This window comes from Desulfonatronum parangueonense (assembly GCF_054656975.1).
The window spans coordinates 108,325-121,097 of sequence record NZ_BAAHXH010000003.1; the positions used below are offsets into that span (position 1 = coordinate 108,325).

Consider the following 12,773-nt stretch of genomic DNA (forward strand, 5'->3'; position numbering starts at 1 on the left):
CGTGGCGCTGTTCTGTTTTTGTGATCGAATACAAAATGTTTTTCAGGAGATATGCACATGCAGGTAAAGGCCCAATACATCCAAGGACGCCTGGAATTTGCCGTTCCCTTGAGGCTTGCCAGAGACTCGTTTCCAGTGATGGTGGAGTTGCCTGACAGCGCAGTCCTCTCCGAGGAGTCTCCCCCAACCAGGGATAATACCCCACTGCCATCCAGATCGCTGGGCAGGGAGCTTTTGGATGAGTTCCGGGAGATCCTTGGGCCGTTCCAGGAGAAACGCCCGGCTGCAAGCGTGGAGGAAGACAGGGCGGCATATATTGATGCACTTGCCGAGAAATACACAAAATGAAAAACCTTGTCTTTGACGTCAATGTCATCCTGGACCTTTGGCTGCAGCGGCGTCCGGAAGAGGAATTGCTGCTTCTCTCCGACTTGCTCGCATCTGGTCCGCAGAGTGGATATCAATGCTGGATCTGTGCTTGCAGCATTCCTGTCCTGGAGTACGTCGTTCGACGAGAACTTAAAAAGAATGGCGCAGACGCACTGCAAGCCAAACGGATTGCCAAGCAACTGCTGACCCGTCTCCTTGAATATGCCGCTCCGCTGACATGCTTTGGGTTCCATCAGGACGCTTCTCTTGTTGCAAAAGAGGACGTGGAAGATGCCCAGGTTGTCCGCGCCGCCTCCCTGTTTTGCGGTCCTACGGCCATAGTCACCAATGAAAAACGCTTTGACGTCGCGGACACGAGTGTCCTGGTGTGGACTCCGACCCAGGCCCTTGAATGGATTCAAGATGTCTCGCAAGCGAAGATTGAATTCGTTGACCTGCAAACGCAGCAGGACTTCATTCGTCCAGAATTGGAAAAAAGCATTCATACGGTTTTGCATCACGGCCGCTACATCCTGGGTCCGGAGGTCAGGGAACTGGAAGCAAGGCTTGGCCAGGCGGCAGAGGCCGAGCATGCCATTACCTGCTCCTCGGGAACGGACGCCCTGCTCATGGCGCTGATGGCCCTGGAGGTCGGACCGGGAGACGCGGTACTCACGGTAAGCGTCAGAACGCCTACATCTTTTCCTGCCAAGTCATGAGGATTATGAAGAGGCAGGATTTCGGGCAGTCAATTCCTCAAGTTTCTGAGGTGTGAGATTTTGTGGGAGTAGCTGTCTGATTTCAGTGTTGGTTTTGGCTTGGGGCAGGGTGGTGAAGACGTGCAGGAGATAGAGGTAGGGATTGAGTCCGTTTGCTTTTGCGGTTTCTATGAGGGAGTAGATGATCGCGCTGGCATGGGCACCTGCCGGAGATCCGGCAAAGAGCCAATTTTTTCTGCCTACGGCAAAGGGCCGGATGGCGTTTTCCGCAAGGTTGTTGTCAGGCCGCAGTCGTCCGTCTTCGAGGAAAACCACGACGCGGCTCCACTGGCCGAGGGCGTAAGTAATGGCTTTCCCCAGCAGGCCTTTGGGCGGGGTAGTCAGGACCCGTTCATCCAGGATGGCCTTGATTTTATCCATGATCGGCCTGGTGTGCTCCTGACGCAAGGCCTTGATCTGATCCGGGTTCAACTTGTCTATCCGGGCCTGCTTTTCGATCTTATAGATCTTGCCGATCAGGTTGATGATCGTGACAGCGGTTCCATTTTTGTTTTTGGCTCCTGCCTTGATCACGTCCATGAACTTGCTGCGCACGTGGAACATGCAGCCAACATGAATGATGCCGGGTCTGGCCCCCACGGCATTGTAGCCGGCGTAGCCGTCGGTCTGCAGATAGCCTTTGAAGTCACCCAGGATGTACTCGGCGACTTTTCCGCCTCGACTTGGGTCATAGTGAAAGGTGACAATTGGACTTCCCGGCGGCCCTCCTCTGGCCACCCACATGAAGGATTTGGCGGTGTTTTCCCGTTCCGGTTCGCGCAACACCTGCACGGTGGTCTCGTCCATGTTAAGGATGTCGCCGTATCGGAGCTCTTCGATCATCATGTCCATAAGCACCTTGCAGGCATTCGCGGCAAGGATCATCCATCCAGACATGGTAGCTCTGGAAATTGCCGCGCCGATCCGGGCGAATATTTGTTCCTGGCGATACAGAGGCAGGCCGTCCACGAATTTGTTCACGCAGATGTAGGCCAGCAGCCCTGCGGTGACGATGCCCTGGTTGATGATCTGCGGGGGCATGGGAGCTATTTTTACGGTGGGCCCGTCATCTTCGACTCCTTCACAGGCCGGACAGGCGTATTTGAGTCGGATATGACGGATGACCTGGATTTTCTGGGGGATGACGTCCAGCTTTTCACTGACCTCTTCACCGATCTTTTTCAGGGCACAGCCGCAGGGGCAGATTTTCGCATCATCAGCAATGTCGTGAACCCGGTCGAGCCGAGGCAAGTCAGGGGAGAGAGGACGGCGCCCTTTTTTTCTGCGGACATGCGCATCGACCGTTTCCAATTCTTCAGCAGCTGAGCTTTCCTCTGCCTGCTTTTCGAGTTCCAATGCGGCCAGCTCCGCTTCATTGAACAAGCTGAGCTGGCCCTGTCTGTTGCGGAGTTTGGCTTTTTCGGATTTGAATTGGTAATGCAGCGATTTGAGCAGGCGGACTTGCTCCTCGAGTTGGGAGATGTAGGAGTCCTTGTCCGCGATGATGGCCTTGAGTGACTCGAGGTTATCTGGCAATGAAACTGCGTCCATGGCCTAGATAAATAGATAAAATCTTTATAAATGTCAATAAATTTATGCTAAATATTATATAATTCAGAAATTAGCTTAAATTTGAATATTTCAGCTCTGGATGACCAGAAATCTGCTTCAGATCGAGTCCGTCCAGCAGCCATTGAAGTTGGCGAGGTTCCATCTCCAGGACGTCTTGTTCGGAATTGGGCCAGTGGAAACGGTGCATCTCCAGTCGTTTCTGCCAGAGACAAAACCCGTTGCGGTCCCAATACAAGATTTTGATGATGGTTCTGGACTGATTGCAAAAAACGAAGAGATGCCCGGAGAAGACGTCTCGCTCCAAGTGGTCTGCCACTATTAGCGAGAGGCCGTTGATGGACTTGCGCATGTCCGTCGCTCCCAGGACCAGGTTGACCGTGGTTGCCGATCCCAGAAGCGTCATCGGAGCTGCTCCAAGGTGCGAACAAGCTTTTCCAGTACTGGCACGCTAAAGTCTCCGCAGATCTCCACCGTGAAGCGATGACCAAGGTGGACACGCAAAGCCCCCTCATCTTGCCGAGGGCTGGGCGGGACGAGGTGCTGCCGTGGGACGGGAACGATGACAGGAGGCAAAGAAGGCTGTCGGTCACGTTCGAACCGGCGCTTCCAATATCCCAGTGATTTGATGGAAACGCAGTTCTGACGACAGTACTCCGCCTGAGAAAAACCGCTTGCCCGCCACTTGGCTACATGCTCGCGCCAGAAATTGGCCTTCTCGGGATCTGACCTACGATTGCTGATTGCCATTTGATTCCTCCTCAAAGGTTGATGAGAAGAATCCTATGGCAGAAATGGAGGCATGCTGTAAGAAGTAGCTGTTTTGACGCTTACGTATATCAATCAATTCGTTTTAAGGAGTTTCAGAACATGGTCCTTGGGTCGAGGTGCGATGTGATGATAGGGAATAGCTTCTCGGGCAGACCGGTAACCTGAACTTCAAAGTAAAAGTGACATGACCATGCCTTCAAAGAAAAATATCGCAGTCATCGGCTCCGGGTATTGGGGCAAGAATCTCGTGCGGAACTTCTACGAGCTGGGAGTGTTGGGAATGATCTGCGAACGGGACGAGACTCTCTTGTCCAAGTTCCGCTCACAGTATCCTGATGTGCAATCTTGCCTCGTCGCTTCCCAGGTATTTGCGAATCCGGACATAGAAGCCGTGGCCGTGGCCACGCCCGCGGAGACGCATTATGCCCTGGTCCGTGAAGCGTTGCTATTCGGCAAGCACGTCTACGTGGAAAAGCCTTTTGTCCTGGAGCAAGCGCACGGACAGGAACTGATTGCGCTTGCCGAAGAAAAGGGCTTGGTGCTCATGGTCGGGCACATGCTCCAGTATCACCCGGTGTTTGTGCGCCTGCGGGAAATGGCCGCGCACGGGGACTTGGGGAAAATCGACTACATCTATTCACACCGCTTGAATCTGGGGAAAATCAGGAGGGAGGAGAACATCCTCTGGTCCTTTGCCCCACACGATATTTCCATGATTTTGGCCCTGGCCGGGGAAGCACCGGAGCGCATTCTGGCCACGGGCGGAAACTATCTGCATCAGCGCATCGCGGATGTGACCACCACTCACTTGGATTTTCCTTCGGGCCTCAAAGCACATGTTTTCGTATCCTGGCTGCACCCGTTCAAGGAGCAGAAGCTGGTTGTCGTTGGACAAAAGGCTATGGCCGTGTTTGACGACACGAAAAGCTGGCAGGACAAGCTGCTGATCTATCCCCATGAGATACGCTGGGAAAACGGTTCGCCAGTACCTTCCAGAGCAGAACCCTTGCGTTGCGAGGTGCCCGAGGCGGAACCGCTCAAGGAGCAATGCCGGCATTTTGTGGAATGCGTTGAGAAAGGCTGTATTCCCAAGACCGACGGTCAGGAAGGGCTTTCCGTGCTGCGCGTGCTGAACGCGGCCCAATGGTCCCTAGAGCATGGCGGCGGGCCGGCGAATCTGGAGGCATCAAGTACCTCGCAACTGACAGAGGTAGCGTCGCAAGATCTTGTACAACGGCCCACCTATCACGCCCATGAAACAGCGGTCATTGATTCTGGTGCGGAGATCGGGGCGGGCACGAAAATCTGGCATTTTTCGCATATCCTCTCGGGTACGACCATCGGCGAGAACTGCACCATCGGTCAAAATGCAATGGTCGGGCCGGACGTGCGCATCGGGAAGAATTGCAAAATTCAAAACAACGTTTCGGTTTACAAGGGGGTCACTCTGGAGGACGGCGTGTTCTGCGGGCCGTCTATGGTGTTTACCAATGTGTTCAATCCCCGGGCCCAGATCCGAAAGATGGACCAGGTTCGGCCAACCCTGGTTCAAACCGGAGCCACGCTGGGCGCAAACTGTACCATTATCTGCGGCACAACCATCGGCAGGTATGCACTTGTGGCCGCTGGCGCCGTGGTTACAGGGGACGTCCCGGATTTTGCCCTGGTCATGGGCGTGCCTGCCCGTCAAGCTGGGTGGGTCAGCCGGCATGGTGAAAGATTGGATCTGCCTGTGGCGGGTGATGGAGAAGCAAAATGCCTGGCCACGGGCGAAAAATATGTGTTGCAAGACAACGTTCTGGTTTGCAATGAGGAGTCGAGCAACGTATGATTCGTGTAAGATGAATGATCGTGGCGCTGTTCTGTTTTTGTGATCGAATACAAAATGTTTTTCAGGAGATATGCACATGCAGGTAAAGGCCCAATACATCCAAGGACGCCTGGAATTTGCCGTTCCCTTGAGGCTTGCCAGAGACTCGTTTCCAGTGATGGTGGAGTTGCCTGACAGCGCAGTCCTCTCCGAGGAGTCTCCCCCAACCAGGGATAATACCCCACTGCCATCCAGATCGCTGGGCAGGGAGCTTTTGGATGAGTTCCGGGAGATCCTTGGGCCGTTCCAGGAGAAACGCCCGGCTGCAAGCGTGGAGGAAGACAGGGCGGCATATATTGATGCACTTGCCGAGAAATACACAAAATGAAAAACCTTGTCTTTGACGTCAATGTCATCCTGGACCTTTGGCTGCAGCGGCGTCCGGAAGAGGAATTGCTGCTTCTCTCCGACTTGCTCGCATCTGATCCGCAGAGTGGATATCAATGCTGGATCTGTGCTTGCAGCATTCCTGTCCTGGAGTACGTCGTTCGACGAGAACTTAAAAAGAATGGCGCAGACGCACTGCAAGCCAAACGGATTGCCAAGCAACTGCTGACCCGTCTCCTTGAATATGCCGCTCCGCTGACATGCTTTGGGTTCCATCAGGACGCTTCTCTTGTTGCAAAAGAGGACGTGGAAGATGCCCAGGTTGTCCGCGCCGCCTCCCTGTTTTGCGGTCCTACGGCCATAGTCACCAATGAAAAACGCTTTGACGTCGCGGACACGAGTGTCCTGGTGTGGACTCCGACCCAGGCCCTTGAATGGATTCAAGATGTCTCGCAAGCGAAGATTGAATTCGTTGACCTGCAAACGCAGCAGGACTTCATTCGTCCAGAATTGGAAAAAAGCATTCATACGGTTTTGCATCACGGCCGCTACATCCTGGGTCCGGAGGTCAGGGAACTGGAAGCAAGGCTTGGCCAGGCGGCAGAGGCCGAGCATGCCATTACCTGCTCCTCGGGAACGGACGCCCTGCTCATGGCGCTGATGGCCCTGGAGGTCGGACCGGGAGACGCGGTACTCACGACCCCGTTCAGCTTCGTGGCCACCGCGGACGTCATCGCCCGACTGGGTGCCACGCCCGTGTTCGTGGATATTGATCCGCAGACGTACAACATTGATCCGGCAAAGTTATGTGGAATGCTGGAATGCTGGAATGCTGGCATAAAACATGATGCAGGAATGCCTGAAAAGTCGCTTGGACGGTTGCGGCCCAAGGCGATTATCACCGTGGATCTGTACGGCCTGCCTTGCGACTACGACGCCATCAACACCTTGGCCCGCAAGCACGGTCTGGCCGTAATCAGGGACGGGGCCCAGTCTTTCGGGTCGCGGTACAAGGGCCGTTCCTTCGGCGCCCTGGCGGACATCAGCTGCACGTCCTTCTTTCCTACAAAGCCCTTGGGCTGTTACGGCGACGGCGGAGCGCTGTTCACGGACAACGACGATCTGGCGCACCGCCTGACCTCCATTCGGGTGCACGGTCAGGGCGCAAACAAGTACGACACCGTGCGCCTGGGCATCAAGGGCCGCATGGACACCATGCAGGCGGCCATCCTGCTACCCAAGCTGGAGATTTTCCCCAGGGAACTGGAGGCGCGGGCTGGTCTGGCGCGGCAGTATGCAGCGCATCTGGAAAGCAATGATGATGTGCAACTACCGGTGGAACCCGAAGGCCTCAGTTCAGCCTGGGCCCTGTACACTGTCCGGCTCCCCAATGCACAATACCGCGAAGCTGTTCAGGTTAGACTTAAAGAGAACGGCATTCCTTCCATGGTCTATTATGCCAAACCCTTGCATTTGCAGCCAGCTTTCGCATCTCTGGGATACAAGCCTGGAGACTTCCCAGTGTCTGAAGACTGTGCGGAGCGCGTCTTGAGTTTGCCCATGCATCCGTACATGCGGGAGGGGGAGGTGGAGGATGTGAGTTCAAAGCTGGAGAGGGGGGAATGGGCTAGAGGTAAGGGGGAAGGGGTAAGAGGCAAGGGAAAGAGGGGAGGGAGATGAGGGAAGTGGGAAGAGAACCGTCTGATTTTTCTCCATGGCATGGGCTTGACCCGGGGGAGTTTCCAAAACGCATCACTCTGGAACTGACCAATCGTTGCAATCTGAACTGCGTATTTTGCCCGCGCAAATACATGGAAAAGCAGCGTGGAAACATGGATGTGCAGCTTGCTCGTCGTATCATTGACGAAATGGTGGAGCACGCTCCTGTCCAGGTGGTGCCGTTTTTTCGCGGGGAAACACTGTTGCATCCCCACTGGCAGGACATCCTGGCTTATATGAAACAACTGGATGTCGGCCCGATCCAATTCACCACGAACGCCACACTCCTCACTCCAGAGGCTGCATCGGCAATTCTGGACCTTGATCTCGACTTCATTTCTTTTTCCATGGATACGACCGATCCCGAGTTGTACAACACAACCCGCAAGGGAGCGGATTTTCACGCCTGCTTGAAGAATGTTCTGGAATTCATTGAACAAAGAAATCGGCGCACGTGTGGTACTCGTATCCAGGTCTCGGCCGTGGAAACAACCCGGCACAAACCATATATTGGCCAATTCGTAGAGTTCTGGCGTGAGCGGGTGGATAGAGTCAGAATTTATGCCGAACACTCTACGAATGGAAAGCCCGGAAGCATTGATGAGCCTCTGCCCTTGTTTGAAAAGCGCATGCCTTGCAACAAGCTGTTCACGGATATGGTCGTGTACTGGAATGGCGAGATAGCTGTCTGCAATCACGACTGGACCAGACTAACCACAGGGGAGCGTATTGCAAACGTGACGAAGTCTTCCCTGGCAACAGCCTGGAAATCCCCGCCCTACAACACATTGCGTCGCCGCCACACGAACGGAGATTTTCCGGAGACGGGCGTTTGCTCGGGGTGCGATCATTGGAAGATGTACTATCTGGAGAGCGGATTTTTGGGAAGAGTTTATGAGGGGAAGGGGGAAGGGCTGATGGCTGGTGGCTGATGGCTGGTAGCCAAGAATCAAGAGCCAAGAGCTGGTAGCTGATAGGCCAAGAGCTGGTAGCTGATAGCTGATGGCTAAGAGCTAAGAGCTAAGAGCTAAGAGCTAAGAGCTGGTAGCTGATAGCTGATGGCTAAGAGCTAAGAACTAAGAACCCCTTACCTATTATGCATAGCATCCCGCTGATCAAACCCCATATCACTGATGCCGTAAGGCAACGGGTGCTTGACGTCCTGGATTCAGGAATCCTCACGGAAGGAGAAGCCACCCGGGAATTTGAGCAGGCTGTTGGTTCCTTTGTCGGGGCCAAGCATTGCATCGCGGTGACCTCCTGCACCACCGGCCTGGAAATGGCCCTGCGTTGTCTGCGCATCGGTGCGGGGGACGAGGTCATCGTGCCGGACTACACGTATCCGGCCACGGCGGCTGTTGTGAATATCGTCGGCGCAACCGCGGTTATTGTCGATGTTTCTCCAGAGACCCAGCTGATCGACTACGACGCGGTTGAACAGGCCATAAACGCCAAGACCAAGGCGGTTATCCCGGTTTCGCTGTTCGGCAACCCGCTCGATTGGGATCGTCTGAACGCCATCAAGGACAAGCATGGGGTGTTCATGATCGAGGACGCGGCCTGTGCTTTGGGCTCCTCCTATGGGAACCGCAGAACCGGCGCTTGGGCCGACATTTCCGTTTTCAGCCATCATCCCCGCAAGTTCATTACCACCGGCGAGGGCGGGACAATTACCACGCAGGTTGCGGAATGGGCTGAATGGATGGTGTCCTACAAGCATTTCGGCATGGCTCCGGCAGCCAGCCGCGAAGGAACCAGTTTCGATCGCGTGGGGACCAACTACAAGCTTTCCAATGTCCTGGCTGCCATAGGGCTGAGTCAGATGGAAATGGTGGATCAACTCCTGTCCGAGCGGCAAAACCTGGCAGCCCGTTACAGCGCGCTCCTGACAGACGTTTCCGGCGTCTCCCTGCCCCGCACCACAGCCGGCGGGGAGCATTCCTTCCAGACGTACTGCGCTCTGGTGGATAATCGCGACCGGATTATGTCCTCCCTGCGCAGCCAGGGCATCGAAGCCCAGATCGGCACCTACGCCTTGCACATGCACAAGGCCTTTGCCGAGAATCCGCTGTGCCGCATGCATGGAAAACTGCACAGCAGCAGGCAGGCCTATGAACAGGCGCTTGCCCTACCGTTGTATCATGGCATGACGGTTGAGGAGCAGGATTTTGTAATTGATGAGCTGGTAGCTCTTAGCTCGTAGCTGGTAGCTCATGGCTCGTGGGTCATGGCTGGTGGCTGTTAGCTGGAAGGTGAGGAAAGTGTTATGGTGGATGAGCAAAGGTTTGGTTTTGAAGAACTTGATGTTTGGCAAAGGTCAGTCGATTGGGCGGTGAAGATTGTTGGGCTTGTGGACGATTTGCAAACGGATAGGAAGCACTACCGCCTGATCGAGCAGTTGGAAGCAGCATGCACCTCGGTTTCCATGAACATTGCCGAGGGGAAGGGCAGGTTCTCAAAAAAGGAATTCGTGCATTTTCTTTATATCTCCAGAGGATCTCTTTATGAAACCATAACATTGCTGGAGATATTTTTAAGACTCGGCTGGATTGAGAAAGAAATATTTCAGGGAGTTAAAAGAGAAGTCACCGAAATCGCCAAAATGCTGAACAGCCTGATTCGTGCAATCAAACAATCATAAACCAGCCCCGAGCCACCAACTACCAACTACCAACTACCAACTACCAACTACGAGCTACGAACTACCAACTACGAGCTACGAGCCACCAACTACGAGCTAAAATAAAAATGTGCGGCATCTGCGGCATCTTCCATCTTGACGGCGCTCCGGCCTCTCCAGTGCTCATCCAGCGCATGTCGGACGCCATTGCCCACCGCGGCCCGGACGGGGAAGGCGCGTTCATCGACGGCCCCCTGGGTCTGGGTCACCGACGCCTGTCCATCCTGGACCTTTCGACTTTGGGCCGGCAGCCCATGCAGACGCCGGACGGCCGTTTCACCATCGTGTTCAACGGCGAGGTGTACAACTTCCAGGAACTGCGCGTGGAACTGGAAAGCCTCGGCCACTGCTTCCGCTCCCGCACCGACACCGAGGTCCTGCTCCATGCCTATGCCCAGTGGGGCGCGTCCTGCGTGGAACGCTTCAACGGCATGTTCGCCCTGGTCATATGGGATCGTGCCAAAAGAGAGCTTTTTCTGGCCAGGGACCGCTACGGCATCAAACCCCTGTATTACACGCTCCACAACAACACGTTCCTGTTCGCCTCGGAGCAAAAGGCCATTCTGACCTACCCTGGGCTCCAGCGAGAAATCGACCTCGAAGCCCTCCTGGAATACTTCACCTTCCAAAACCTGTTCACCGACCGGACCCTGCTCAAAGACATCAAACTCTTCCCCCCCGGTTCTCACGCCACCATCCCTTTGAGCCACCAGCCACCAGCCACCAGCCACGAGCCACGAGCCACCAGCTCTGCCCCTTCCCCCTTCACCCAATACTGGGACTATGACTTTCAGGAGCCCGAACACCAGCACTCCGAAGAAGAATACCTGGAGGAGTTGGACCGGCTTTTCCGGCAAGCCGTGCAGCGTCAGCTGGTCAGTGATGTGGAGGTCAACGCCTATCTTTCTGGAGGCATGGATTCCGGGGCCATTACCGCCATCGCGGCCCAGCATATCGCCTACATCAAGTCCTTTACCTGCGGCTTCGACCTGACCTCGGCCTCCGGCTTGGAGCTGGGATTTGATGAACGCGAAAAAGCAGAATTCATGTCCTATCTGTTTAAAACTGAGCACTATGAAATCGTGCTCAAGGCCGGGGATATGGAGCGTTGCCTGCCGCGTCTGGCGTGGCATGTGGAAGAGCCCCGGGTGGGCCAGAGCTACCCCAACTTCTATATCTCCGGCCTGGCGGCAAAATTCGGCAAGGTGGTCCTGGCCGGAACCGGAGGAGATGAACTTTTTGGCGGATATCCGTGGCGCTATTATCGGGCCGTGGTGAACAGCGACTTTCAGAATTACATCGACAAATACTATCTTTTTTGGCAGCGACTGATTTCCAACCGGGAAATCCAGGCCGTGTTCCGGCCCGTCTGGGACCAGGTCAAGCACGTCTGGACCAGGGACCTCTTCGAGGAGGTCTTCAAACGCAGAGCGCGCCAGCTGGTCCGCCCCGAGGACTACGTGAACCATTCCCTGTATTTCGAGGCCAGGACGTTTCTGCACGGTTTGCTGGTGGTGGAGGACAAGCTTTCCATGGCCCACGGTTTGGAAAGCCGGGTCCCGTTTCTGGACAACGACCTGGTGGACTTTGCCATGCGCCTGCCGGTCAAATTCAAGCTCGGCAACCTGCGGGAGGTTGTGCGGATCAACGAGAACGAGCCGGACAAGGGGAAAAAATATTTTCAGAGGACGCGCGACGGCAAACTGTTGTTGCGCAAGGCTATGTCCAGGTACGTGCCGGATTCCGTCACCCAGTCGGTCAAGCAGGGCTTTTCCGCGCCGGATGCCTCCTGGTTCAAAGGCGAATCCATCGCCTATGTGAGCAATCAACTCGTCAAGCGCAACGCCCGGATCTATGAGTACCTGGACGGGAATGCCGTCAGGCCGCTGATCCTTGAACATCTCGAAGGCAAAAAGAACCGCCGTCTGTTGATCTGGTCCTTGCTGAATCTTGAACACTGGCTTGATCAGTACCTACCAAATTGAGTCAGCCCATTTTTTTCAACTGCCTGAATCAAAATGGAGGCAGTCCCGTGACACCAGGACAATATCTTATGATTTGGCGGTTGACTTTTTGCAAATTGGAAATCCCGATTGCAATTTGCACCTGCATCGCGGATTTGAGACTCAACCTTGTCCCTTGTGGTCGTGGCTGAACTCTTCAAGCAGCATTATCATCAAGGGGTTCGCCCCAGACTTTCCTTTTATCGCGATAGCGCGGGCAACGAGGTGGACGTGGTCATGGAGAGCGGACATGACCTTGTCCTGGTCGAAATCAAGGCCGGACAGACCGTGAGCAGAGACTATTTCAAGGGGCTTGATCGATTTGCCGGAGTGGCGGGGGAGCGCATCAAGGGGGGGATGGTTATTTTCGGCGGCCAAAAGGCGCAGCGTAGATCGTCCTGGGAGGTCTGGCCAGTCATCGATATTGGCGAGTTGCGAAACAGGGTTGTCCATTTTTTTGCAAATTGAAAGTGTTGGTTGCAGTTTGCAACTGCATCACGAATTTGAGATTCTACCTTGTCGCATTCTCCATGAGCTATCAACTCCGAGCAACCAGCTGTCAGCTACCAGCCATCAACTTTCAGTTGTCAGCTTGACGCTTTGAGTTTTCAGAACTTACGCTTTTAGCCATCCGTCAAGTACCAGCAGCCATGAGCTATGAGCTACCAATTCACGTCAGCAATTTTTAAGTATTATCAATTGTTAGA

Annotated in this window: 13 protein-coding genes; 10 read left to right on the plus strand and 3 right to left on the minus strand. The window is 54.7% G+C overall.

Features of this window, described 5'->3' with window-relative positions:
- Positions 1-57: 57 nt before the first annotated feature.
- Together ACYQ15_RS01020 and ACYQ15_RS01025 are read left to right on the plus strand one after the other, a co-directional pair.
- On the plus strand, positions 58-348 hold the full coding sequence (locus tag ACYQ15_RS01020) for a hypothetical protein (protein ID WP_459935678.1): 291 nt from the start codon (positions 58-60) through the stop codon (positions 346-348).
- On the plus strand, positions 345-1,088 hold the full coding sequence (locus ACYQ15_RS01025; protein WP_459935679.1) for a DegT/DnrJ/EryC1/StrS family aminotransferase: 744 nt from the start codon (positions 345-347) through the stop codon (positions 1,086-1,088). Before ACYQ15_RS01020 ends, ACYQ15_RS01025 begins: the two co-directional genes overlap by 4 nt.
- 3 nt (positions 1,089-1,091) lie before the next feature.
- On the opposite strand, the gene tnpC is transcribed toward ACYQ15_RS01025, so the two are convergent.
- The 3 genes from tnpC to tnpA form a co-directional block, all read right to left on the minus strand.
- Entirely contained in the window at positions 1,092-2,678 is a 1,587-nt protein-coding gene (gene tnpC / locus ACYQ15_RS01030) for an IS66 family transposase (protein WP_459935680.1), read from the minus strand.
- Positions 2,679-2,748: 70 nt separating this feature from the next.
- A complete protein-coding gene (gene tnpB / locus ACYQ15_RS01035; protein ID WP_459935681.1) occupies positions 2,749-3,102 on the minus strand; it encodes an IS66 family insertion sequence element accessory protein TnpB in 354 nt (117 codons plus the stop codon).
- Entirely contained in the window at positions 3,099-3,446 is a 348-nt protein-coding gene (gene tnpA / locus ACYQ15_RS01040) for an IS66 family insertion sequence element accessory protein TnpA (RefSeq protein WP_459935682.1), read from the minus strand. The genes tnpB and tnpA overlap by 4 nt, the downstream gene beginning before the upstream one ends.
- Before the next feature lie 211 nt (positions 3,447-3,657).
- On the opposite strand from tnpA, the gene ACYQ15_RS01045 reads away from it, so the two are divergent.
- The 8 genes from ACYQ15_RS01045 to ACYQ15_RS01080 all read left to right on the plus strand — a co-directional run bounded on the left by ACYQ15_RS01045 (position 3,658) and on the right by ACYQ15_RS01080 (position 12,534).
- Positions 3,658-5,298, plus strand: a complete 1,641-nt coding sequence (locus ACYQ15_RS01045; RefSeq protein ID WP_459935677.1) for a Gfo/Idh/MocA family oxidoreductase — start codon at positions 3,658-3,660, stop codon at positions 5,296-5,298.
- Positions 5,299-5,374: 76 nt separating this feature from the next.
- Positions 5,375-5,665 (plus strand): hypothetical protein, encoded by a 291-nt coding sequence (locus ACYQ15_RS01050; protein ID WP_459935678.1) that lies wholly within the window; start codon positions 5,375-5,377, stop codon positions 5,663-5,665.
- A complete protein-coding gene (locus tag ACYQ15_RS01055) occupies positions 5,662-7,344 on the plus strand; it encodes a DegT/DnrJ/EryC1/StrS family aminotransferase (RefSeq protein ID WP_459935683.1) in 1,683 nt (560 codons plus the stop codon). The genes ACYQ15_RS01050 and ACYQ15_RS01055 overlap by 4 nt, the downstream gene beginning before the upstream one ends.
- The gene (locus tag ACYQ15_RS01060) at positions 7,341-8,315 is read left to right on the plus strand and encodes a radical SAM/SPASM domain-containing protein (RefSeq protein ID WP_459935684.1); all 975 of its coding nucleotides are present in this window, start codon (positions 7,341-7,343) and stop codon (positions 8,313-8,315) included. The genes ACYQ15_RS01055 and ACYQ15_RS01060 overlap by 4 nt, the downstream gene beginning before the upstream one ends.
- A gap of 164 nt (positions 8,316-8,479) precedes the next feature.
- Positions 8,480-9,586: a DegT/DnrJ/EryC1/StrS family aminotransferase gene (locus ACYQ15_RS01065; protein ID WP_459935685.1), complete on the plus strand. Its 1,107-nt coding sequence runs from the start codon at positions 8,480-8,482 to the stop codon at positions 9,584-9,586.
- Positions 9,587-9,649: 63 nt separating this feature from the next.
- Positions 9,650-10,024: a four helix bundle protein gene (locus ACYQ15_RS01070; protein WP_459935686.1), complete on the plus strand. Its 375-nt coding sequence runs from the start codon at positions 9,650-9,652 to the stop codon at positions 10,022-10,024.
- 107 nt (positions 10,025-10,131) lie between these two features.
- The gene (gene asnB, locus ACYQ15_RS01075) at positions 10,132-12,048 is read left to right on the plus strand and encodes an asparagine synthase (glutamine-hydrolyzing) (protein WP_459935687.1); all 1,917 of its coding nucleotides are present in this window, start codon (positions 10,132-10,134) and stop codon (positions 12,046-12,048) included.
- Positions 12,049-12,204: 156 nt separating this feature from the next.
- Positions 12,205-12,534 (plus strand): DUF4143 domain-containing protein, encoded by a 330-nt coding sequence (locus tag ACYQ15_RS01080; RefSeq protein ID WP_459939530.1) that lies wholly within the window; start codon positions 12,205-12,207, stop codon positions 12,532-12,534.
- Positions 12,535-12,773: the final 239 nt, after the last annotated feature.

Bases quoted from the DNA above. Each gene is read 5' to 3' on its own strand.
- ACYQ15_RS01020 (WP_459935678.1), top strand. From the start codon at position 58: ATGCAGGTAAAGGCCCAATACATCCAAGGACGCCTGGAATTTGCCGTT.
- ACYQ15_RS01025 (WP_459935679.1), top strand. From the start codon at position 345: ATGAAAAACCTTGTCTTTGACGTCAATGTCATCCTGGACCTTTGGCTG.
- tnpC (WP_459935680.1), bottom strand. From the start codon at position 2,678: ATGGACGCAGTTTCATTGCCAGATAACCTCGAGTCACTCAAGGCCATC.
- tnpB (WP_459935681.1), bottom strand. From the start codon at position 3,102: ATGACGCTTCTGGGATCGGCAACCACGGTCAACCTGGTCCTGGGAGCG.
- tnpA (WP_459935682.1), bottom strand. From the start codon at position 3,446: ATGGCAATCAGCAATCGTAGGTCAGATCCCGAGAAGGCCAATTTCTGG.
- ACYQ15_RS01045 (WP_459935677.1), top strand. From the start codon at position 3,658: ATGCCTTCAAAGAAAAATATCGCAGTCATCGGCTCCGGGTATTGGGGC.
- ACYQ15_RS01050 (WP_459935678.1), top strand. From the start codon at position 5,375: ATGCAGGTAAAGGCCCAATACATCCAAGGACGCCTGGAATTTGCCGTT.
- ACYQ15_RS01055 (WP_459935683.1), top strand. From the start codon at position 5,662: ATGAAAAACCTTGTCTTTGACGTCAATGTCATCCTGGACCTTTGGCTG.
- ACYQ15_RS01060 (WP_459935684.1), top strand. From the start codon at position 7,341: ATGAGGGAAGTGGGAAGAGAACCGTCTGATTTTTCTCCATGGCATGGG.
- ACYQ15_RS01065 (WP_459935685.1), top strand. From the start codon at position 8,480: ATGCATAGCATCCCGCTGATCAAACCCCATATCACTGATGCCGTAAGG.
- ACYQ15_RS01070 (WP_459935686.1), top strand. From the start codon at position 9,650: ATGGTGGATGAGCAAAGGTTTGGTTTTGAAGAACTTGATGTTTGGCAA.
- asnB (WP_459935687.1), top strand. From the start codon at position 10,132: ATGTGCGGCATCTGCGGCATCTTCCATCTTGACGGCGCTCCGGCCTCT.